The sequence below is a fragment of the Bacillus sp. FSL R5-0443 genome (genome assembly GCF_038608285.1).
Taxonomy (GTDB): Bacteria; Bacillota; Bacilli; order Bacillales; family Bacillaceae; genus Bacillus; species Bacillus velezensis.
Map to the genome: position 1 here is coordinate 2,311,212 of NZ_CP152013.1, position 20,733 is coordinate 2,331,944.

24 protein-coding genes and 1 pseudogene are annotated in these 20,733 nt (G+C 45.9%); 5 read left to right on the top strand and 20 right to left on the bottom strand.

The features are described 5' to 3' along the window. Positions 1 to 65: 65 nt before the first annotated feature. The 12 genes and pseudogenes from NYE28_RS11445 to cgeC form a co-directional block, all read right to left on the bottom strand. The gene (locus NYE28_RS11445) at positions 66 to 344 is read right to left on the bottom strand and encodes a YokU family protein (RefSeq protein ID WP_012117773.1); all 279 of its coding nucleotides are present in this window, start codon (positions 342 to 344) and stop codon (positions 66 to 68) included. Then, complete coding sequence (gene ablA / locus NYE28_RS11450; RefSeq protein ID WP_007612018.1) at positions 341 to 1,762, bottom strand: lysine 2,3-aminomutase; 1,422 nt, start codon at positions 1,760 to 1,762, stop codon at positions 341 to 343. The genes NYE28_RS11445 and ablA overlap by 4 nt, the downstream gene beginning before the upstream one ends. Continuing rightward, entirely contained in the window at positions 1,759 to 2,631 is an 873-nt protein-coding gene (ablB, locus tag NYE28_RS11455) for a putative beta-lysine N-acetyltransferase (RefSeq protein ID WP_342490074.1), read from the bottom strand. Before ablB ends, ablA begins: the two co-directional genes overlap by 4 nt. Continuing rightward, positions 2,594 to 3,901, bottom strand: coding sequence for a peptidase (locus tag NYE28_RS11460; RefSeq protein WP_095272795.1), 1,308 nt, complete (start codon positions 3,899 to 3,901; stop codon positions 2,594 to 2,596). Before NYE28_RS11460 ends, ablB begins: the two co-directional genes overlap by 38 nt. Next, positions 3,867 to 4,562 carry a 3-oxoacid CoA-transferase subunit B gene (locus NYE28_RS11465; protein ID WP_025284875.1) on the bottom strand — a complete coding sequence of 232 codons (696 nt, stop codon included), beginning with the start codon at positions 4,560 to 4,562 and terminating at the stop codon, positions 3,867 to 3,869. The genes NYE28_RS11460 and NYE28_RS11465 overlap by 35 nt, the downstream gene beginning before the upstream one ends. Continuing rightward, entirely contained in the window at positions 4,547 to 5,236 is a 690-nt protein-coding gene (locus NYE28_RS11470; protein WP_015240035.1) for a CoA transferase subunit A, read from the bottom strand. Before NYE28_RS11470 ends, NYE28_RS11465 begins: the two co-directional genes overlap by 16 nt. 6 nt (positions 5,237 to 5,242) lie before the next feature. Beyond that, the gene (locus NYE28_RS11475; RefSeq protein ID WP_015240036.1) at positions 5,243 to 6,574 is read right to left on the bottom strand and encodes an aspartate aminotransferase family protein; all 1,332 of its coding nucleotides are present in this window, start codon (positions 6,572 to 6,574) and stop codon (positions 5,243 to 5,245) included. Between the two features lie 246 nt (positions 6,575 to 6,820). Beyond that, positions 6,821 to 7,268, bottom strand: a pseudogene (locus NYE28_RS11480) (GyrI-like domain-containing protein). Between the two features lie 137 nt (positions 7,269 to 7,405). Next, positions 7,406 to 7,552 carry a YjcZ family sporulation protein gene (locus NYE28_RS11485; protein ID WP_014418145.1) on the bottom strand — a complete coding sequence of 49 codons (147 nt, stop codon included), beginning with the start codon at positions 7,550 to 7,552 and terminating at the stop codon, positions 7,406 to 7,408. Positions 7,553 to 7,630: 78 nt separating this feature from the next. After that, positions 7,631 to 8,410, bottom strand: a complete 780-nt coding sequence (locus tag NYE28_RS11490; protein ID WP_015240038.1) for a GNAT family N-acetyltransferase — start codon at positions 8,408 to 8,410, stop codon at positions 7,631 to 7,633. A 38-nt stretch (positions 8,411 to 8,448) separates the two neighbouring features. Continuing rightward, entirely contained in the window at positions 8,449 to 9,720 is a 1,272-nt protein-coding gene (locus tag NYE28_RS11495; RefSeq protein WP_025284879.1) for a glycosyltransferase family 2 protein, read from the bottom strand. Between the two features lie 64 nt (positions 9,721 to 9,784). After that, entirely contained in the window at positions 9,785 to 10,102 is a 318-nt protein-coding gene (gene cgeC / locus NYE28_RS11500) for a spore maturation protein CgeC (protein WP_099566850.1), read from the bottom strand. Positions 10,103 to 10,294: 192 nt separating this feature from the next. Between cgeC and NYE28_RS11505 the strand changes: the two genes are divergently transcribed. After that, positions 10,295 to 10,726 (top strand): hypothetical protein, encoded by a 432-nt coding sequence (locus NYE28_RS11505; protein ID WP_012117783.1) that lies wholly within the window; start codon positions 10,295 to 10,297, stop codon positions 10,724 to 10,726. A 6-nt stretch (positions 10,727 to 10,732) separates the two neighbouring features. Further along, positions 10,733 to 11,689, top strand: coding sequence for a DUF3880 domain-containing protein (locus NYE28_RS11510; protein ID WP_020955955.1), 957 nt, complete (start codon positions 10,733 to 10,735; stop codon positions 11,687 to 11,689). Between the two features lie 49 nt (positions 11,690 to 11,738). Here the strand turns inward: NYE28_RS11510 and phyC are convergent, their stop codons facing one another. After that, positions 11,739 to 12,890, bottom strand: coding sequence for a 3-phytase (phyC, locus tag NYE28_RS11515; RefSeq protein WP_059368416.1), 1,152 nt, complete (start codon positions 12,888 to 12,890; stop codon positions 11,739 to 11,741). Between the two features lie 315 nt (positions 12,891 to 13,205). On the opposite strand from phyC, the gene NYE28_RS11520 reads away from it, so the two are divergent. Further along, positions 13,206 to 14,231 carry an SDR family NAD(P)-dependent oxidoreductase gene (locus NYE28_RS11520; RefSeq protein ID WP_014418151.1) on the top strand — a complete coding sequence of 342 codons (1,026 nt, stop codon included), beginning with the start codon at positions 13,206 to 13,208 and terminating at the stop codon, positions 14,229 to 14,231. Positions 14,232 to 14,271: 40 nt separating this feature from the next. On the opposite strand, the gene msrB is transcribed toward NYE28_RS11520, so the two are convergent. Beyond that, entirely contained in the window at positions 14,272 to 14,706 is a 435-nt protein-coding gene (gene msrB, locus NYE28_RS11525) for a peptide-methionine (R)-S-oxide reductase MsrB (protein ID WP_007409536.1), read from the bottom strand. 1 nt (position 14,707) lies between these two features. After that, positions 14,708 to 15,241: a peptide-methionine (S)-S-oxide reductase MsrA gene (msrA, locus tag NYE28_RS11530; RefSeq protein ID WP_003153641.1), complete on the bottom strand. Its 534-nt coding sequence runs from the start codon at positions 15,239 to 15,241 to the stop codon at positions 14,708 to 14,710. Positions 15,242 to 15,369: 128 nt separating this feature from the next. Here msrA and NYE28_RS11535 point away from each other — a divergent pair, with 128 nt between their 5' ends. Continuing rightward, positions 15,370 to 15,795, top strand: a complete 426-nt coding sequence (locus NYE28_RS11535) for a MarR family transcriptional regulator (RefSeq protein ID WP_012117803.1) — start codon at positions 15,370 to 15,372, stop codon at positions 15,793 to 15,795. A 50-nt stretch (positions 15,796 to 15,845) separates the two neighbouring features. Here NYE28_RS11535 and NYE28_RS11540 read toward each other — a convergent pair whose 3' ends face one another. From NYE28_RS11540 to ilvA, 5 genes are all read right to left on the bottom strand, one after another. Continuing rightward, complete coding sequence (locus tag NYE28_RS11540) at positions 15,846 to 16,409, bottom strand: DUF2140 family protein (protein ID WP_007409535.1); 564 nt, start codon at positions 16,407 to 16,409, stop codon at positions 15,846 to 15,848. A gap of 9 nt (positions 16,410 to 16,418) precedes the next feature. Further along, a complete protein-coding gene (locus NYE28_RS11545) occupies positions 16,419 to 17,174 on the bottom strand; it encodes an SGNH/GDSL hydrolase family protein (RefSeq protein WP_003153635.1) in 756 nt (251 codons plus the stop codon). 77 nt (positions 17,175 to 17,251) lie between these two features. Next, entirely contained in the window at positions 17,252 to 17,833 is a 582-nt protein-coding gene (locus NYE28_RS11550) for an SCO family protein (protein ID WP_072589818.1), read from the bottom strand. Between the two features lie 99 nt (positions 17,834 to 17,932). Beyond that, positions 17,933 to 18,184 (bottom strand): DUF2535 family protein, encoded by a 252-nt coding sequence (locus NYE28_RS11555; protein ID WP_007409532.1) that lies wholly within the window; start codon positions 18,182 to 18,184, stop codon positions 17,933 to 17,935. Positions 18,185 to 18,275: 91 nt separating this feature from the next. Continuing rightward, complete coding sequence (gene ilvA, locus NYE28_RS11560) at positions 18,276 to 19,544, bottom strand: threonine ammonia-lyase IlvA (RefSeq protein WP_025284892.1); 1,269 nt, start codon at positions 19,542 to 19,544, stop codon at positions 18,276 to 18,278. 184 nt (positions 19,545 to 19,728) lie between these two features. On the opposite strand from ilvA, the gene NYE28_RS11565 reads away from it, so the two are divergent. After that, positions 19,729 to 20,721 (top strand): sigma 54-interacting transcriptional regulator, encoded by a 993-nt coding sequence (locus NYE28_RS11565; RefSeq protein ID WP_160223134.1) that lies wholly within the window; start codon positions 19,729 to 19,731, stop codon positions 20,719 to 20,721. Positions 20,722 to 20,733: the final 12 nt, after the last annotated feature.

Sequence of the window (20,733 nt, forward strand, 5' to 3'; positions counted from 1 at the left end):
CTCCTGATGACTGTCTTTTGTTGTACTATTATACAATTCAAGTGTGAAATTACAACAAAAGAAGACTAGGAGAAGTCAAAATAATTCCGTTTCAAGATCCGTTCTGTCTCCATCAGCTCTTGATATGTGAGTGTTTCCGGTAATTTTTTTGCATTGACTAAAAAAAGCTGATTTTCGATTTCCGCTATGACCGCTTCCTCCTGATAAGTCATGCCGCAGGAGGAACAGGCGAATGCGGGTGTTTCTGTAATTTCTATGGCCCTCGTACCGTCAGGAAGCTCCCAGTACACAGCCGCCTGACAAGCTGATGCCTTCTGATTGCCGCACCACTCGCATGGCTTCACGGCGACTCACCTCCGACTTCCGATCCTGCTTTTTGCTCTTTCTTTTGCTGTGCAATAAATTTCTTTTCTTTCAATTCATCTCTCTTTTCCCTGCGGTCTTTCAGCGTTTCATGATCAGGGTTTGATGTAAACGTTTTCCTCCTGTCGATCCTCGATACATTTTCCGGTGTGAACGAAACCTCTTTGTCCGCGAAAATGGCGCTCAGTCCGACCGGCTCGTGTTTGGCCATCGTTCCCGGAAAAACAGATTCAAAATAGTCGTCGGCTTGATTCGGGATATAGTTTTCCGGCTCGGGATAAGATGTAATCACCCCTTCGAAGTTTCTGATCACAACTTTCTCCGGACTTTGGGAGAGCAAGTAGTTCGGCTGCAGGGCGATTTTACCGCCTCCGCCCGGGGCGTCGACGACAAAGGTCGGCACGGCAAAGCCCGTTGTGTGGCCCCTCAGTCCTTCAATGATTTCCAGCCCTTTTGACACAGGCGCTCTGAAATGGCCGATTCCCTCTGACAAATCACATTGATAAATATAATACGGACGCACACGGATTTTCACTAAATCATGCATGAGTTTTTTCATAATCGGCACCGAATCGTTAATGCCTGCTAAAATAACGGCCTGGTTACCGACCGGAACACCTGCGTTAACGAGCTTTTCACACGCCGCAACCGATTCTTCCGTCAGTTCGATGCTCGTATTAAAATGAGTGTTCAGCCAGACCGGATGATATTTTTTCAAAATCTCACAAAGGTTATCCGTTATCCGCTGCGGAAATACAACGGGCGCTCTCGTTCCGATCCGGATAATTTCAAGATGGGGAATGTCACGCAGGTTTTTCAAAATATATTCCAGAATCTGATCGTTGATTAAAAGCCCGTCTCCGCCGGAAATCAGGCAGTCACGGATTTCCGGCGTTTCCCGGATGTAAGCGATTGCCGCATCAAGCTGTTTTTTCGGCACCCCCATTCCGATCTGTCCGGAAAAACGCCTTCTTGTGCAATATCGGCAATACATCGAGCATTGATTTGTCACCAGAAAAAGAACGCGGTCGGGATAGCGGTGCGTAAGACCGGGAACCGGTGAATCTTCATCTTCAAACAGCGGATCTTCAAGGTCATATTTCGTTTTGTGCATTTCTTCTGACAGCGGCACGGACTGCATGCGGATCGGACATCTCGGGTTATCGGGATCCATTAAAGAGGCATAATAAGGCGTAATATTCAGGGGAATGGTTTTTACAGACATCCTGACGCCTTCTTCTTCCTCTTCGGTCAAATGAATGACTTTTTTCAGGTCATCAACGGTTCTTACAGTATGGGTGAGCTGCCACAGCCAATCATTCCACTTGTCTTCCGGCACATCTTTCCACAATTCAATCTCCTTCCAATGACGCTTCGGCTGAAACCATTTGTTTGTCAAACGAATTCCTCCTTATGAATGGCCAAACGTAAAGTCTTGCACCATATATTCATATTTTCGAGCCCTTCTGAAATGCGGCAGTTGTTCAAAAGCCTGCCTCTGTAGCCGTATCCGGCATGATACAAAACGGTATTCATCCCGTAAGACGCTGCACGGGCCAAGGAAAAAAGATGGATGATTCCCCGGTCCGCGAGTTCCTGCTCCAACGCTTTAAACAAGTGTGCCGTTACGGAGTTCCCCCTGTAATCTGACAGAACCGCGCAATCGGTCATTTCAGCGTGCCCCAATACCGGATTGATATCTGCGCTTGCCGCCCCAATGAGACGATCCTGATCGAATGCGGCATAATAGATGGTGTTTTCTCTCATTGTTTTTTTAATATAAAGGGGATTAAAGACAGGAGTCGGATAGGTAAGAAAAACATGTTTATATAAGTGCGTTAAACGGTCTGCATCATCTTCGTCCGCTTTTCTGAACATCAGCGCGCTTTCTGTCTGAGTCAGTCCCCGCCGCGGTGTCTCATGTAAACGGTCAACAGTCGAATCTTCTGATACATATGAATCTGACCGTCTCCGTTCCTCTGCTAAATAGCGCACCATCACAACAGCCTCATGCCCGTTGTAATACCCGTCTATGACACCCTCAACAATAAAAAGATGCTTGACAAATTCCGGCTCATCGCCGCGCTTGGCAAAGAAAATTACCTTTTGGGCTCCTTCTTGCTTTGCTTCTGCCAAAACGGCCGGAATAAGCGCCGTGATCTGTCCGTCATAATGAATGACTCTGAGCCGCTCATTGAAACGGTCTGCATCAATCTCGGCCGCTCCCTTTTCAGCCCTCAGTTCCTTTATCAGCTCCGTCACCCCCATCTGCCACCCCGCACCATTCCATGATAAAAAGAGAAATGATTTTGACGGCATCGATTAACGCCCGGATTTCAATGTATTCATTCGCCTGATGCGCCGCCTTGACTTCTCCCGGCCCGAAGACGATGACCGGCGTCTGTCCTGCGTGCTGCAAAAGCCCTCCGTCCGTTCCCCACGGGGACGCTTCACGAACCGGTTTTGCCCCTTTCATTTTCTCAAAAGAAGATTCCAGAGCGGAAATCAGCGGATGCTCATCCGGGAGATCATTCGGAAGCCACTGAGCCCCAAACCATTCTATTTCCGCGGGGTGGTGTTTAAACCATTCATCCCGGTACTCCAAATCTTTCAGCCAGCTTGCCAGCTCTTCTTTTACTGCTTCGGGCGTTTCATCCGGAGCTATTCCGCACCTGCCTTCTATCACCACACGGTCAGCTACCGATGATGGCCACGTTCCCCCTTGGACGGTGCCGATATTAATGGGAACCGGGATCGGAACGTCCCGATAAAGCGGGTCTGTGATACGGGCGTTGCGGACGTGTTCAAGCTCTTTAAGGGCTGTGATGACATGCAGGCTTTTTTCAATTGCGCTCACCCCTTCATAGCGGGTGCCGCCGTGTGCGGACAATCCCCTTACCGTAATGCGGAACCACATAGACCCTTGCTGCTTAACAAACAGCTTTAAATTAGTCGGTTCGGGAATAAGCGCCCCGTCAGCCTTGTAGCCCCTCATAACAGCCGACAGCGTTCCCGCGCCGCCGCACTCTTCATCTACGACACTTTGAAACAGGACATCTCCTTTTAACGTAATCCCGCAGGCTTCAAGCGCTTCTAACGCAAACAAGAGGGCTGTATTGCCGCCTTTCATATCCGTTGAACCGCGGCCGTAAACTTTGCCGTCCTTTTCAACAGCGGTAAACGGTTCATACGTCCATGCGGCGGGATTTCCTTCCGGGACAACATCAATATGTCCGTTCAGTATCAGTGATCTTCCGCCCCCGGCCCCTTTCTTTACGGCTGTGATATTCGGGCTTTCATGGAAGTCTTCGCGTTCCGATACAAAATAAGGATGCTCTTTCAAATGTTTGACACTCGGCTCCCATACATCAATATCCATGTCAAACTGTCTCAGTTTTTCTAAAACGACTGCCTGTGCGTTAAATTCATGGCCGAACGTGCTTTTTTCCCCGATCAGCCGTTTCAGCAAGCTTACCGCTTTTGCTGTGTTTTCTTCCGCCCACTCAGTGACTTTCTTTTCTAATTGATCCATGGACATGCCCCCTTTTAAGAAAACATTCTCCCAATCTGATCTCGGCATCCGTTGTTTGAATGACATCGTCTATGGTCGTGCCATTCAGCAGTTCCTCAAGAACAAAAGCCCCATCATCTATGCTGATGACGGCTTTCTCTGTAATGATGAGATCTGCACAGCCCGCTGCTGTAAGCGGCAATGAACAGCTTTCGACCAGCTTCGGCCGTCCTTTCTGATCGGTGTGGCTCATGACGACAACTACTTTTTTCGCGCCTTGGGCAAGCTCCATCGCCCCGCCCATTCCAGGCACTTTTTTTCCCGGCACGAGCCAATTGGCGAGATCACCTGTCCTGCTGACTTGGAGCGCGCCTAAAATGGTAATATCTATCAGCCCTTTTCTGATCATGGCAAAAGACAGAGCTGAATCAAAATAGGAAGCTCCCTTAACTGTACTGACAGGAAATCCGGCCGCATTGCATAAAAGCTCATCCTCCTCTCCGCGCTCCGGACTGCCGCCGATCCCGAGGACGCCGTTTTCCGCCTGCAGCATTACCTCCATGCCGGCCGGCAGAAAGTTCGGCACTAAAGAAGGAATGCCGATCCCCAGGTTGACAATCATACCTGAGGTAACTTCACTGGCGGCCCGCCTCGCGATACTCTCTCTTTCCGCTATTCCCAAGCCCATTTCCACTTCACTCCTTCACTTTGCACGACACCCTCCACGAAAACGCCCGGCGTTACAATATGCTCGCTGTCAAGTTCGCCGGCAGGCACAATCTCTGCCGCCTCAGCAAATGTTCTTTCGGCCGCCGCAGCCATCAGAGGGTTCATGTTGCGCGCCGTTTTGTCAAACGTCAGATTCCCGAATTCATCAGCAGTATGTGCGGACACAAAAGCGAAATCAGCCGTCAGCGCTTTTTCAACTAAATAGGACTTTCCGTCAATCGTTACGGTTTCTTTGTTTTCACAAACGGTTGCGTTATCAATGCCGATATCAGTTAATATACCGCCTAGCCCCGCTCCGCCTGCGCGAATCCGTTCAGCAAGCGTCCCTTGCGGCGAAAATTCCACCTCAAGCGCTCCGTCAGTCATTTGTCTGCCCGCGACAGGATTTGAGCCGATATGGGAAGCGATCAGCCTTTTTACCCGCTTATGAACGATAAGCGGGCCGATGCCGATTTCCGGAAATCCGGCATCATTGCAGATGACGGTCAGCTCTTTAACGCCGCTTTCCAAAATCGCTTCGATTAATGACGGAGGTGAACCCACTCCCCCAAAACCGCCGAACATGATGACAGATTCGTCCTTGACATCGGCAATTGCTTCATGAATATCGATTTTTTTATGAAAAATAGACATATCAGCTCAATCCTTCTTCATCATTTTTTCAACTTCTTCTGCTGCCTGGGAAAATAGATCTGACAGCTCATCCAGCTCGGCATATGAAATCGTGAACGGCGGGGCGATGATGACGGCGTCTCCTTCTCCGCTGTCAATACCGGGCTTTGCAGGGTAAATAAGCAGGCCCCGTTTTTTTGCCGCTTTAATGATTTTTTCGGTGAAGGCCTGTTTTTTCGAAAAAACGTCCTTCGTCGTTTTATCCTTAACGAATTCAACCCCGATCAGGAGGCCTTTACCGCGGACATCCCCAATCACCCCGCTGCGCTCTTTGATTTCTTCTAATTTCCGCTTCAGCATTACGCCTTTCTCCTCTGACTGCCGAAGCAGCTCGTGTTTCTTAACATAGCGAAGCACTTCAAGCGCCGCTCTAGCACAGTATGGGTTGGCACTGTACGTATGTCCGCTCATAATGACCCCGGAGCCCCGCTTGATCGTTTCAATGATGTCATCAGACGCAACGGCTGCCGCTATCGGAGCGTAACCGGCGCCTAACCCTTTTCCGAGCACCGCGATATCAGGTGCGATCCTCCAATGCTCAGAAGCAAGCATCCGCCCTGTTCTCCCGAGCCCCGTCATGACTTCATCCGCGATAAACAAAATACCGTGCCGGCGGCAGACATCCTCAAGCGCTTCATAATAACCTGCCGGCGGAGTGATGGCCGCCCCGGCTGCTCCGACAATCGGTTCTGCGACAAATCCCGCGATAAATGAGGGACCGATCCGCTGAACAGCCGTTTCCAGTTCAGCCGCCGCAGCTTTCACAAATTCCTCTCCCTGCAGCTCTGAACGATACATATTAGGCGCTGAAACGGCAGGAAACCGTTCGAGCAACTGGGTGAAGCGGTATCTCCGTTCGTAGAACCCCGATAATGAAAGCGCTCCCAAAGTAATGCCGTGGTAACTGCCCCATCTTGATAGAAAGACGGATTTTTGGTATTGCCCTTTTTCCTGCCAATATTGAACGGCCATTTTCATCGCTGTTTCGACTGCCTCTGATCCGCTGTTTACAAAAAATGACCAATTCAGCCCGCCCGGCAGATGATCCGCCAGAAATAAAGCGAGTTCTTCTGCCGGAGTACTGGTGAATTGCGAGCGATACACAAACGAAACGGAGTCAAGCTGCTCTTTTAAAGCTTGTATAATATCCTCCGTGCCGTGGCCGATATTGCAAGTGACCGCCCCCGATGCTCCGTCAAGATACTTGTTCCCCTCCTGATCATACACATATGATCCCTTTCCATGACTGACTGACGGATAATTCCCGTCAAGCTCCGGTTTGATTAAATAGCTCCCCATATCTTTCCACCTCGAAAACCCATTTGCTTCATTGTATGAACAGATGAATAACCGCATTCTTATCCTTCAGAAAGTTTTTTGCAGAAAATACCTTTCTGTAAAACAGGCTGCCGGAGATGTCCCGACAGCCTGAAGAGCGTTCTGGAAATTCTATTCCTATTGTTGATTTTATTCTTTGCTCAGCTCATCATCCATCATTTTTGATCTGAATCAGTATAAGCAGAAGGCGGAAAATTCCCGTCTTCTTTACCGTATGGGAATCAATATTTCACACAAATGATGATTCACCTTTTGTAAAGTATACCTTTCGATAATGGGCTGCTCTCTGATTGATAAATTATTTTTTTCGATCTCAGAAAAAACAGTGTTCCAAAATCCACTGACTGCCTCTTTTGTATGATCAAGCAAGAAAACAGCGTACTTCCCTCCGGAAAATGTACCAATCCGGGCTGGTTCAGGCACATGGTCTTGATTGATAACAAGACAAACATCATAGCGGCATTTCTCTTTAGGAGTACGATTCGGATGATCTTGCGGAATTCCTAAAATGACAGAATGACAAAGCAGACCATTCAATTGCGCCCAGTTTTTAAATGACCTCCATCAGTTCTTTGTTTTGCTTTCCGCCATACTCTCCGATGTTTCGGAAATAAGCAATTTTTGATTCAGGTAATTCTTCAATCGTTATGTTCACATTTTCGCCCCCTTCTCCAGAAAGGTAGTATGTATTAAAATGTTTTTCAAGCTGATTTTTCAGCATGGAAATAACAAAAAGCCTGCAGAAAGTGATGTTCTCTGCAGGCTGATTTTCATTATAGGATTTTTTTCAGTCTAACAAATAAAAGCCGCACCGACGATGATTAATAAAATAAACAATACCACGATCAGCACAAAAGTGCTGGTTCCGCCTCCGCAGCCGCCGTGCCCGTAACCATAGCCAAAACTGCCGCAACCGTAGCCATATCCGTATCCGTACATGCGCAAATCATCCTTTCTTCTTACGATATACGGCATTGTATGCGGGCCAACTCCCAATTGGTTTATGCGAATGCCCAACTATGTAAGAAAATAATGAAAAATTGTATGCACGCGCCGAAATCTTTTGAAGCCGAGTTTTTCATAAAAGCGGTTTACACCGTCCATCCCGGACGTCACAAGGTATACGGTTTCCATGCCGTTCAGCTTTGCCGCCGCCATCAGCTCATTCATCAATATCGATCCGTAGCCTTTTCGTTGGAATTGGTCCAGAATTGCGACTTCTTCTATTTTTGCGGTTTTATCTGCTTTGTTGATGAAAAGCTCTCCGCAGCCGATCGGAATCGTTTGCGAGGCGTCGCTGTAGCACACGACAAGCATAACCGTTCCGTCCTTATACAAAGGATATTTCCGCTCAAGCTTTTGTTCGGCCGCCGCCTCGCCAATGTAAAGGGCATCATAGATGTTCATAATAGACGACCCGTCGGCGAGGCTTTTTTCCGTCCCCCAAGCAGTGAGCGGGTGTCCGGCCTGCAGGTCCCCATTTTCCAGTTTCCTTGCAAAAAACAGCTCATCTTCCACTACGCAGCCCTGCTTTACGAGATTTTGTTTCAGAAGAAGCGGAAACGCGTGCTCCGGAGCCGCTTTCACATGAATATAATTGGCTTGAAGCAAGCCCGGAACGGACGAAAAAAACGGCAGCAGTTTGTCTAACGGAAATGTACGGTGCAGCTGAACAAAGTTATGCGAAAAAATCTGCGGCAAAAAAGGGTCCGTATATACACTGAAATGCTCGAACCTCTGAATGCCGGAAGTAAGCTCTATATACTGCTTCTCGGTTTTATCAAATTGATCGGTCATAAAAGCTCTCCTTTTCCTTACACATCCAACTGCATCCCTCAACCTTTTGTTATATTGAGATTTCTCATAATTTCATCGTACACCGGATAGAACGGCATTCCAATTGGTAATTGTTTAATTTGCTGAAAGGAAATGGGTATCGCCTTCTGATTCGCAAAAAAGCGTTTCGCTACGTCATGACTGATCGGATGGAGAACCCCTCTCAAATAAACATAAAATTCCCGTTCAATGCGAAACAGCATTCTCCCGGGCAGATGTTGAATACAGCCCGATGTCCCCCGGCTGATCGGCGGACCGTCCGGAAGCGATTGTATTTCGGCCCGCTCTAAAGCCGGGATGTCATGCCGTTTAAATCGGTAAAAGCGAAATGCGCTATGATCAACCAGTCTTTTCTCCCCGTCTTCTATAAAATAAACATGAAACTGATCCCTGACGAGCTGAAAATTCGGAATACTGACGGAGTTCTCTTCCTCATATTGAAATAAAAACGGATCCGGAATGACGACGGTTCGCCCTTCATATAACGTATGCCAGCGCTCGTTTACAGGCTTCCTTTTATTTCGGTCAAGCTGATATACTTTCTGATCCGTCCCCTTTACAAAGGATCCGTCGATCAGGACAGACGGAAGCGATTGATACGTGTTTTGAAATGAGTGGGGTGTTTTATAGGTCGTATCCAACACTTCTTTTATCGGCAGAAATGATGTAAATGTGTTGAGCCTGCTCCAAAAAACAGAGTCTCCGTGATTCCAATGCATAACATCTTCGTCCCAAAAGCTGCCGAACTTCTCTTTCACACGCTCAAGCAATGATCTCCGGTGCATCACTGAACAGTGATCAACGAGAAAAGCGGCCTGATCAAGCACCTCTTCAGCAAAACGATAGAAGTGGAATTGTTCTGTTCCGCGCCCGTTTACATGTATCACCTTCTGGCTGGAATAGACGGCATCAAACTCGCTGTATTGATTAAGCGCTTCCGCCATGCGGCTGAGCCTATCCGGATGAAATACGGTGTCGTCTGTCAAATAAGTGATGTATTCGCCTTTAGCCCGTGAAAGCGCATCATTAATCAAAACGGCATACCGGGTGGACTTCAGCCGTTCGGCAGGATTGATAAAACTGTTGTCATAATATATGCGAGGATCTTTTATATACGTACTGATGGCAGCCGAGGTTTCTTCATTTGAATGATCATCCATTACAAACAGCTCCCAATTGCTGTAGGTTTGATGCAAAACACTTTCAATCGCCTGTTTCACAAGATCCGGTTTGTTGTAACTCGTTAAGATAATTGAGATCTTCTTTTCCATCCCATCACCCCTTCTGTAAAACATAAAAAACGGCTCCGAAAGAGACAGAGCCTGATATCCGTTATTAAAAAGCACCCCAGCTGACGATGCTTGAAATCGCGACGTTTGATCTCGTATTATTGAGCGGATTTTGAAAAACGGCCAAATCTGACAGCACTTCTTTGACAATTACGTTTTGCAGTGTGCTGCCGTTAATCAGATTGACGCGTGATACAGGAACCCCAAGCTCTTTTGCCATTACAAGCTGACGCCGCAAATCTGAATGATCTCCGGACGGCTGACGGGATAACAAAAGAAGAAGAAGCAGTACGAGCTGAAAGTCCTCCTCAAAACCCCCGTGTTTTACAGTTTCTTCTGAATCCAAAGTATTCCTCTCCTTCATTTTTTAATCTATACAACGTATGTCATACTCTTACAAACCGCATAGGCAAACAAAGCCTGATTCGAAAATTCAGCTGTTTGATTAAATATTGAAAAAAACACAAGCAAAACGGCATTCGACTTATACCAATCTCTTCAATCAGGAATATGAATAAACGTGAGGTTGAAATTGTTAAAGGAGGTGTATGTCCGCATGAGCGAAGATCGTTTGGAGCTTAAAAAGAACTTATTGAAAACTCTTTTAGCCCCTGTATTTGACAACAGCGCTTTATCTGGCGGTACAGATGGAGGAGATAACGTGAAAAACAGCGTAAAAGAATTATTGGAAGCGGCAATTGATGCAAAAGTAGATGAAGCAGCGGTGAAAGACAGTCTCAGCGCACAATCTGTATTGGGAAGCGGTATTTCATTAGCGGCGAGATGGATTTTTGCAAGAATTCAGCCCGGCACTGTCATCAGCATTGTGATGGATTCAGGAGACATGATCGGCCCGGTTCAATTTGTTGCCTTTGACGAAATTCACGGAATCGTTTTTGTTACGCAGGAAAATTCCGTTACACCGGCAGGCTCTGCTACAACATTGCTTGACGTCGACAAAGTTGAAAGTGTCACGTTCACTTCGTAACAGCATATGAACGTTTTATATATCCGTTCAGGATATAAAGGCATATACACGTATTTTGACCGCTGGATCGAGGAAGGCTTTTTACAATCTTCCGTCCGCTTTTTTTCTGTTTCTGAGTTTGAGGAAGATACCATCCGCAGTATACGGGCATTCAAACCAGACATCAGTCTGATGATGACGGGAGACCGTATTCCGTCTGAATGGCTTCAATGGCTGAAGACAGAACAGATTCCCGTTTATCTATGGATGACGGAAGATCCTTTTTATTTCGATGTGAGCATGACAATCGCCCCTTTCGCCGATGCCGTTTTAACGATAGAACAAAACGCGCTTGATGCTTACCGGCAAATGGGCTTACAGCACGTATATTATGTCCCGATCCCCGTTAATCAGCGGCTTTTTAAGAAACAACCTGCTGAAGCTTCTCTTCACACAAATCTGCTTCTGATCGGATACCCGTACCCGAACCGCGTTGAACTGGTGAAAGCAGCGGCGAAGCTTCCGTATACGCTTCGTATCATCGGTAAGGGATGGCGCAGACATCTGCCTAAAAAAATCGCCAGGCAGCAAAATGTGCTCGTAATGGATGAATGGATTGCACCCGAACGTGCCGCATTATATTACAACAGCGCAGACGTGGTCTTAAACCCTCACCGTTCTTATCGGTTTGCGCTCAATCAGAACGGACGCGGCATCGAAAATATCAGTTTAAATACGAGAAGCTTAGACATTGCGGCTTGTCAGGCCTTTCAGCTGACAGACCTTTCTCCCGCGCCCCCGTTTTCATCCTTTGTTTCTTACAGCGGGCTTGCGGATTTTGCGGATAAGATCCATTTTTATATGACAAACCCGGGTGAACGTAAACAAACCGCGGCGCTTAATTATCAAGAGACAGTCCCGGCGTACACGTATGACCAGATTCCGGCTGTGCTTGCGGCTATCCGTTCCAAGACTTTCTCATGAAACGCTCTTCACATCAAAAAGCAGCTTGGATAAGCTGCTTTTTTCATGTTTATTTTCCGCTTCTGTCAGTCAGTTTTCTCGGGTCAACCTGTTTATTGACCTGCGGGTGAAAGCCGATTTTATCAGCGATTCTTTCCCAAGGCACCATTTTAAAATTTTGATTGGCCTTTTGGCCGTGATCTATATTTTCTCCGTCCTGTGTGACAAAAAGGCCGAACGGATATTCAGGTCCCAGCCCGAAACCCAGAACGTCAATTCCGTCTGTATCGCTTGTGCCGTCTGTCTCAGGCCCGTCTGTTATCTGAAAGTCCGCAACATATTTGTTCTGTCCCTGTCTTTCATAAATCGCGTAGCTGCTGTTACCCTGGCTTGATGCAAGCAAATAACCTTTCCCGTCAACAGCGTAGTAAATCGTCAGTCCTTCAATATCAGGGGTTAAATGCCTGCCGTCGGCACGATCGATAACCGTTCCGTTACTGCCGCCGTCCGGCTCAGCGCTGAACTTCCAGATGGCCTCATCTTCTTCTGCGATATAAAGACTGCCGTATTCATCGTCTGCTGCCATCCCTTCTGTCTGAGAATTCATTTTAAACGCCCTTACCTTTTTGCCGGATATGTATCCATTTTTATCAGCATTTAATTCGTATTGTTCAAATTCGCCTTCTTTCCCTGTCACCATCGCGTAATATTTTCCTGTTTTTTGACTGTGGTACAAGCTGAAACCGTATACTTCATCAATTGCTGACGCAATCGGGCGGTCTGGGTTCGTAATGCTTTGTAATGTGCCGTTTTTCCCGTCAATGGCGTAAATCTCAATGGTATTCTTTCCTTCAGACCGATTGGATGCCGCCGCAATATCGACTTTTTTTCCGTTCAACGGAAAATCATAGCGGATATCAACATTGTTCAGCTTCCCGGTAGGATAGGAATGAAGCATCTTTCCCTCTAGGCTGTACACGACTAAGCCTGATTTTTTATTGGTTGTGATCAATTTGCTGTTCTGAGGATTCTTGGGGTCCAGCCAAATCGCAGGATCATCAGCTGCATCACCTGCTGTATCAACCGGTTCCGTTTCCGCCGCCGCATTCACGGTAAAATGATAAGGATCAGACAGCTTATGCTTGGCCTGGGAAGAAACCGCACCGCATGTGAGCATCAATCCGGCTGCCGCGGTTAACAAAAGTGTTTTTGAATGATTCATTTTCCTTCCTCCTTTTATGAAAGTGTACTTTAATTGTAAAATACATACAGGAATGTCAGTGTTAAGTTTTTGTGAAGATTGTCCGCATGTGAGAATTTATGAAGAGAAAAAATTGACGTGAGCAAATATTTAAAATGAACATTTAGTACAATGTTTTATTTGTGATTTCTAGTCTATTAATCGGGTAAAGCGATATGAAAGCGCATCAGATTAATGTTTTTCTCTAATTTTTGATTTATTGGTTTCTTTCATTAACTCGCTGAAATTGTTCAACATATGATGCATGGTAGAGAAACGAGAGTTGGAGGATAAGCCATGCCTAAACAGCAAGCAGTAGAGCTACAACCGTTTTTTCACGATAAAACTGTTCTCGTCACAGGCGGGACAGGATCAATCGGAAGCCAAATAGTAAAACGCCTTTTGCTCTTAACCCCTAAAGAAGTCATTGTGTTCAGCAAAGATGACAGCAAACAATATGTGATGAAACAAAAATACGCGGATGAACAAAGACTGTCGTTTGTGCTCGGCGATGTTCGTGACTACAGAAGAGTCAACCAAGTGATGAAAGGTGTTGATATTGTCTTTCACACAGCTGCGCTGAAGCAGGTTCCGACATGTGAGGATAATCCCTTTGAAGCCATTCAAACCAACCTTATCGGCGGACAAAATGTCGCAGAAGCCGCTTTGCTGCAAGAGGTGACGCATGTGATTAATATCAGTACCGATAAAGCCGTTTCCCCGGTAAACACAATGGGAGCTACGAAGCTGTTGTCCGAAAAGCTGTTTCATCAGGCAAATCATCATGTTCAAAACCGCGGTACGGTGTTTTGTTCGGTCCGCTTCGGCAATGTGCTCGGTTCACGCGGTTCCGTTATTCCTATTTTATTTGAGCAGTTGATGGCAGGCGGTCCGCTCACCATTACGGATAAAAACATGACGAGGTTTTTTATGTCGATTGATGATGCCGCAACGCTCACCCTGCAATCTGCGGCGATTACAAAGGGCGGAGAAACATTTATTTTTAAAATGGAGTCCCTGAGGCTTGAAGAACTGCTTCACGGATTTGAAGAATATGCGTTCAGGCACGGACTGCCTCGCCCCGCCGCTGTTGAAGTAGGAAAACGCCCCGGTGAGAAGCTTCATGAAGAACTGACCTCTCCTCATGAGACGGAATCTTTATATGAATGGGGCAATCTTTACGCAATATTGCCGGAACCCGCCAAACATCCGGAATTTCGGAAGGTCAATCTCCCCAGATATCAATCCGATCAGGCGCCGCTCATCACAAAAGACACAATCGTAAAGATTATTGAACGATTACATGAAGAAAAAAAAACATAGAAAAAAGGCCTGTCTGATAGGCAGGCCTCATTGCTGAGCTCTATTTTTCAAATAAATGCAGGCAGGCTTCATAGCCCTCTTCCTTCAGCTTGTCTTTCGGAATAAACCGGAGTGCCGCAGAGTTAATGCAATAACGGAGACCGCTTGGCCCCGGACCGTCATTAAATACGTGGCCTAAGTGGGAGTCAGCTGTTTTGCTTCTCACTTCCGTCCGGATCATCCCGTGGCTTGTGTCCAGTTTTTCGTCAACCTCTTCTTCCTCAATCGGTTTTGTAAAACTGGGCCAGCCGCAATGAGAATCGAATTTATCCAGAGAAGTAAACAAGGGCTTTCCCGATACGATATCAACATACAGCCCCTCTTCTTTGTGATCCCAGAATTCATTTTGAAACGGCGGCTCCGTTCCGTTATTTTGTGTGACTTCATATTGCATGCGGTTTAATGATTTGATTTTTTCTTCCTTATTAAAAGCCATCTTATCTGTCCCTCCAATGCTCATCAAGAAAGCCTTGACGTCCGGAACCTACACGGTAGCGCCCGTAGTGATCAGGATTTTTCTTATAAAAGTGCTGATGATAGCCTTCCGCTTCATAAAAAGGCTCAGCCTTCAAGATGTCTGTCACGATCGGCTTTTTAAATATGCCGCTTTCTTCAAGCTGTTTTTTTGAGGCTTCAGCGATTTGTTTTTGTTCATCATTATGGTAATATATCGCCGCCCGATATGAACTTCCGCGGTCTGCAAACTGGCCGCCTGCATCAGTCGGGTCGATCTGCTGCCAAAACAGCTCGACAAGCTTTTCATACGGATAAATGTCAGGTTGAAATGTGATTTGAACGGCTTCTCTGTGTCCGGTCGTTTCACTGCACACTTCTTCGTAAGTCGGATTCTCAGTATGACCTCCTGTATAGCCGGACACCACCTTTTCAATCCCGGGCTGTTCGTCAAACGGCTTCACCATGCACCAAAAACAGCCGCCTGCAAATGTGGCGATTTCTTTTTTTTCTGACATACGGGTGCCCTCCTTTGTTCATACGTGGTATTATTATATTATAGCATGTATAAACAGAATAAAAATAATTCTGCTTTCAGGGGAAGCTAAACGAATGCCACGCTGACTACATATTGGAGGTTCATGATTTGAAAGTAAGGACACAAATGATGTATGATATGGAAGCTTTGCTTCGAAAAGTGTTTAAACAAATCAGAAATGAAGTTAATGAAATTCTAGATAAAGAGCTGTCCAGGAATGAATTTATCATTTTGCGGATTCTCAGTGAACAAGGACCTAAAAAAGTAACGGAATTCGCCCCCATTCTTGAGGTCTCCGCAAGCCACATTACCGCAGTGACCGACGCTTTAGTAGAAAAGGAATGGATCACCCGCATCCGTTCTAAAGAGGACAGACGAATTATCAGAATCCATATTACGGAAGCCGGGGAGAAAATTGTCGATCATTTCAACCAGAAAAAAACAGAATACTTTTTTAAACGGTTTGACTGCTACTCTGATGAAGAGCTCGCAACGTTAATCAAACTGTTCAGCAAGCTGGACAAAAAACGCTGACACGAAAAAACACAAATCCCTGAAAGGATCTGTGTTTTTTTTATGAAAACTTATTGTTTCGGATGATAATAGGAAAATTCAATTTCATCCGTGTCGAGATTGATTTTATCCGCTTTTACATACATGCCGTTGTCTAAAGGCATTTCCGACAGACGGATCTCGATGCTTTTATCCCCGGAATGAACGTGCACAAATGACGGGAGTTCATAAAAGCTGTCCATATAATTCAGCACAAAGCTGATCGGCAGGCTTAATTCGCCTAAGGAAAACTTCGTCACTTTCAACATCACATCTCCGTTCTCCTGTACGGACGGTTCAAATGTGACGACCGCGTTAATGGAGGTTGAGAATGCTTTGATTTTACCTGCCACGTGCACATCGTTATTGATGTCCACTTTGTAGTCAAGCTGATTCGATGCCTTCTCTTTTAAGTACGCATTCACAAACCTGGCAAGAGATTCTTTCGAGCTCGTGATATGAAAGCCGTACTCACTTTTTGTCTGATCTTGTATTTTCGCCTGCTCTCCCGGCATAACCAATAATGTCACAATTACCGCGGCGGCAATCACATTGAGTGCGAGAAGAACAAAAAACAGCGATTTCCACTTTTTCATCATTTCACCCTATTCTGCTGGTAACCCTTGTTTTTCAATGATGCCGTACAATCGATCGGCGATGAGTGCATATCCTTTTGCGTTCGGATGAAAATCATCATCCTTTGAAATCCGTCTGCTGCCGCTTTTTTGACTGAACAAGTCTTCAACATTCACCGCAGCGGCGTGGGGATCTTTTTCCAGCTCTTTTGCGGCGATCTTGTTCCAATCCGTTACAACCCCATTAATTTCTTTTAATTCAGGCAGCGTAAACGTGAATGGATTATACATGCTGACATACACCAGCTCTGCGTTTTCATTATATTTGCGGATTTTTGAAACGATCGCCTTGAATCGTTTTTCAAAAGGTTTCTCTTCCTTTTGGAACGGCTGAACCGTCAGCTGCATCATATTCTGGCGGAGCACCTTCATTAAGTCATTGCCGCCGATGGTAAAAAAGATATAGTCGGCGCTCTTTAATGATTTCTGAACTTTTTTATTATCAAGCTTTTCCAGCAGGTCCGACGTTTTGTCACCCTGCACCGCATAATTTTTAATATCTACCGTTTTCACATGTCCCTTTTTCTTAAGAGACTCCGCTGCCCTGCCGACGTATCCTGAACCGTCAGGATCTCCTACTCCTTCAGTCAATGAATCACCGACCGCAGCTATGACAATATGATCTTTCGTTTTCGGTTCTTCAGCGTCAGAACCGGTGCGCTGGACAGAACAAGCTGATAAAAGCAAGGCCAGTCCGGCGATCAATGAGAACATTCGCAGCTTCAATCTGGTTGCTCCTTCCCCGTCTACTAGTGGAAAGTGTAACATGTTTTTTCAGATTTGAAAATGTCTAATCTGCCAGTTTACTTGAGCTCCTCAGCCGCTCTGACATCTGAGAGGATGTCATCATACGGAACTTTCTGCACGCCGTCATAATCTTTAAGCACCTTCCCGTCAGGTCCGACTAAATAAAAAGAGGTTTGATGTATGACCTGATCCTCTCCCTCCGGCTTTTTGACGATTGATTTAAAGCTGTTCAGCGCAAAATCTTCAATGTCCTTTTGGCTGTAACCGGTCAGAAAATCCCAGTTGCGAAGCGAAAGCGGATATTTGGAAGCAAATGCTTTCAGCTGTTTCGGCGTATCCTTTTCAGGATCTACACTGAACGACACAATCCGCACGTCCAGATTCTCAGCCTTCAGTTTTTTTTGCAGTTCGGTCATGTGGGCCGTCATCGGCGGACAGACCGTATTACAATTTGTAAACATAAAGTCGGCAATCCAGACATGCCCCTTCAGGCTTTTCAGTGACACTGTTTTTCCATCTTGGTTTTGATATGAAAACGGTTCAATCTGATAGTTCAGCGGGTCTTTTATCGTTTTCCCCCCGCAGGCGCACAAGAGCAGCAAACAAAAGACGGCAGCGAAGATTTTCATTTTTTTCATTTCCATTCCCCCCCATGGATAAAACGCTTACAGCATTCATCATAAAAAAATTCCCGCACCCTCCCTTATCAAAAGGAAGGCGCTAAGGAATATGCACCGTTATGCGTTATGTTTTAAAATCTCTTGGTTGAAAACGGCCTCGTAATCTTTCCACTTCATACGGCGCTTGACATATTGTCGGAATGAATACACTGTTCTCACACTTTGTGAAGCAAAAACCTCTCTCAAATAAAGCTCAAGGTGCTGATGAATTTGAAAAAAATAATGTTCACCTTCCGTGACAACCGGTATTTCTGTCACTTTTACCTGAATCCCGTCCTGTCGTTTGAACTCTAGGCTTTTGAGTAACAAGATATCAATCCTTCTTTTTCGATTGTTTTCTTTTTATTATATACAATCTGAGAAAGCGTGTCTGTCATTTTGCGCGTCGTTCTAAAAAAAGTCAGATTAACAGGTGGAACAGATCCTGATCTTTATTCACCTCTACGTAATGAAATCCTTTTTGATTCATCCGGGCAATGAGCGCGCCGTAATCTTCCCGATGCTTAAGCTCAATGCCGACCAATGCGGGGCCGCTGCTTTTGTTATTTTTTTTCGTGTATTCAAACCGGGTGATGTCATCATCAGGCCCAAGCACTTCATCTAGGTATTCGCGAAGCGCTCCCGCCCTTTGCGGGAAATTAACGATAAAATAATGCTGCAGCCCCTCATAAATCATGGAGCGCTCCTTCATCTCCTGCATTCTGCCGATGTCGTTATTCCCTCCGCTGACCATGCAGATGACGTTTTTCCCTCTAATCTCTTCCTTGTACAGATCAAGTGCTGACACGGACAATGCCCCCGCCGGCTCCGCTACGATGGCGCATTGATTATATAATTCGAGAATCGTGCTGCACACTTTTCCTTCCGGGACAAGCACAACGTCATCGACGACGGTTTCGAGCGTTTGAAAGGTTTCCGCGCCGATTTTTTTTACAGCCGCCCCATCGACAAATTTATCAATTTTCTCAAGTTCAACCACTTGTCCGGCTTTTTTCGATTCAAAATAGGAGGCTGCGCCCTTCGGCTCTACCGCTATGATTTTTGTATCCGGCGAGATGTTTTTCATGTACGTGCCGAGCCCGGACAGGAGTCCTCCTCCCCCTACGCTTGCAAAAAGAAAATGCGGTTCAACGTCAATGTCATTTAAAATTTCGATGGCAGCCGTTCCCTGTCCGGCCATGACATCGGGATCGTCAAACGGATGAATAAACGTGCGGTTTTCTTTTTCACAGCATTCCGCAGAACTCTTATACGCATCATCGAAAGTGTCACCCGTCAATATGATTTCAACAAATTCTTTTCCGAACAATTCCACTTGGGATACTTTCTGTCTCGGTGTGGTTGACGGCATAAAAATCTTGCCGTGAATGCCGAGGTGTTTGCATGAAAACGCAACCCCCTGCGCATGGTTTCCCGCACTTGCGCATACAATTCCGTTTTCAGTCTGCTCTTTTGAGAGCTGCCTCATTTTATTATAAGCCCCTCTGAGCTTAAATGATCTGACCACCTGCAGGTCTTCTCTTTTCAAATAGATGTTGCAGCCATACCTCTCAGAAAGTCTGTCATTCCTCTGCAAAGGCGTATGTATCACAACGTCCTTTACATTTTGGTGCGCTTTTAAAATGTCTTTTACCTGGATGAGAGAGTCTTCTTTAAGCAACGGTTTCATTTACAGAGTCCTTTCTTATTTAAATCCCTATTTAATATGCCATTATAACATGAATATTCAAATAATAAGACAATTATTTTAATTTTGTAAATAAAATTAAATGAACCGATACAAGAGAAAAAGATATTTTCGATCGCATAAACGTGTTATACTTAAACCAATTAGAACCAAAAGGAGCCAATTCATGAGTGTAATTGAACAAACTGATCCTTTTTATCAGCTAGCCGGCGAACATCACACCTTTTCAGAAGCGAAACGATTGGCCTCGCAATTTGCCTTATCTGATTTGCCAGTCTTCATAACGGGTGAAGTCGGAACCGGAAAAAAACAAATGGCCAAAGCGATCCACCATAAATCCCGCAGAAACAGCGAACTATTTATTACCGTTCACTGCAGCCAAAGCGAAGAGCGGCTCGAATATGAACTGTTCGGCGCTGAAGGCGCATTAAACAGGGCCAGCCGCGGAACATTATTCTTATATGAAATCGGAGACATGCCGCTCTCGGTACAGGCCCGCCTTCTTTCCGAGCTGGATGCCGGGCTTTCCGCCCGCATCATTGCAAGCAGCACGGCGGATCTTGGCGATACCGGCGCAGAAAATACGTTCAGCCAAGATTTATTTTACAGGCTTCACGTGTTATGCCTTCCGCTCCCTGCTTTATCTGAACGAAAAAGCGATATACCGCTTCTTCTGCAGCATATGCTGACAGCCACGGGGCAGCATGTTCATATCGATCCGTCCGTTTATCCGCTGTTGGAGCGGCACACCTTTAACGGCAACCTCAGAGAACTTCAAAATGCGGCGTACTATATGGCCGCGGCAGCATCCGGCAGCACGATTTATCCCGATGATGTCCCGCTGTATATCAAAAACAGCCAGAAAGCGAAAACAGCTAAGAAAAAAGAAAAACGGCTGACATTGATGGAGAAAGAAGAGTTTTTGTTTATTTTGGAATCAATTAAAGACTTAAATACAAAAGGCGAACCCGCCAGCAGACGGAGCATATCCGAATTAAGCGAAAACAGCACAATGACATTATCGCCCCAGCAGGTCAGAAACAGGCTTGATTACTTAGAAAAGATGAACTATGTGACAAAAGGCCGAGGACGCGCTGGAACAAAAATTACATTAGAAGGGTTGAGCTTTTTGCAGTCACTGCAAAAACAAATCCTTTAAAAAGGAGGACAT

Excerpts from the sequence above, each read along its gene's own strand:
- ablB (WP_342490074.1), bottom strand. The coding sequence starts at position 2,631 with ATGGGGGTGACGGAGCTGATAAAGGAACTGAGGGCTGAAAAGGGAGCG.
- NYE28_RS11460 (WP_095272795.1), bottom strand. The coding sequence starts at position 3,901 with ATGTCCATGGATCAATTAGAAAAGAAAGTCACTGAGTGGGCGGAAGAA.
- NYE28_RS11465 (WP_025284875.1), bottom strand. The coding sequence starts at position 4,562 with ATGGGCTTGGGAATAGCGGAAAGAGAGAGTATCGCGAGGCGGGCCGCC.
- NYE28_RS11470 (WP_015240035.1), bottom strand. The coding sequence starts at position 5,236 with ATGTCTATTTTTCATAAAAAAATCGATATTCATGAAGCAATTGCCGAT.
- NYE28_RS11475 (WP_015240036.1), bottom strand. The coding sequence starts at position 6,574 with ATGGGGAGCTATTTAATCAAACCGGAGCTTGACGGGAATTATCCGTCA.
- NYE28_RS11485 (WP_014418145.1), bottom strand. The coding sequence starts at position 7,552 with ATGTACGGATACGGATATGGCTACGGTTGCGGCAGTTTTGGCTATGGT.
- NYE28_RS11490 (WP_015240038.1), bottom strand. The coding sequence starts at position 8,410 with ATGACCGATCAATTTGATAAAACCGAGAAGCAGTATATAGAGCTTACT.
- NYE28_RS11495 (WP_025284879.1), bottom strand. The coding sequence starts at position 9,720 with ATGGAAAAGAAGATCTCAATTATCTTAACGAGTTACAACAAACCGGAT.
- cgeC (WP_099566850.1), bottom strand. The coding sequence starts at position 10,102 with ATGAAGGAGAGGAATACTTTGGATTCAGAAGAAACTGTAAAACACGGG.
- NYE28_RS11505 (WP_012117783.1), top strand. The coding sequence starts at position 10,295 with ATGAGCGAAGATCGTTTGGAGCTTAAAAAGAACTTATTGAAAACTCTT.
- NYE28_RS11510 (WP_020955955.1), top strand. The coding sequence starts at position 10,733 with ATGAACGTTTTATATATCCGTTCAGGATATAAAGGCATATACACGTAT.
- phyC (WP_059368416.1), bottom strand. The coding sequence starts at position 12,890 with ATGAATCATTCAAAAACACTTTTGTTAACCGCGGCAGCCGGATTGATG.
- NYE28_RS11520 (WP_014418151.1), top strand. The coding sequence starts at position 13,206 with ATGCCTAAACAGCAAGCAGTAGAGCTACAACCGTTTTTTCACGATAAA.
- msrB (WP_007409536.1), bottom strand. The coding sequence starts at position 14,706 with ATGGCTTTTAATAAGGAAGAAAAAATCAAATCATTAAACCGCATGCAA.
- msrA (WP_003153641.1), bottom strand. The coding sequence starts at position 15,241 with ATGTCAGAAAAAAAAGAAATCGCCACATTTGCAGGCGGCTGTTTTTGG.
- NYE28_RS11540 (WP_007409535.1), bottom strand. The coding sequence starts at position 16,409 with ATGAAAAAGTGGAAATCGCTGTTTTTTGTTCTTCTCGCACTCAATGTG.
- NYE28_RS11550 (WP_072589818.1), bottom strand. The coding sequence starts at position 17,833 with ATGAAAAAAATGAAAATCTTCGCTGCCGTCTTTTGTTTGCTGCTCTTG.
- ilvA (WP_025284892.1), bottom strand. The coding sequence starts at position 19,544 with ATGAAACCGTTGCTTAAAGAAGACTCTCTCATCCAGGTAAAAGACATT.
- NYE28_RS11565 (WP_160223134.1), top strand. The coding sequence starts at position 19,729 with ATGAGTGTAATTGAACAAACTGATCCTTTTTATCAGCTAGCCGGCGAA.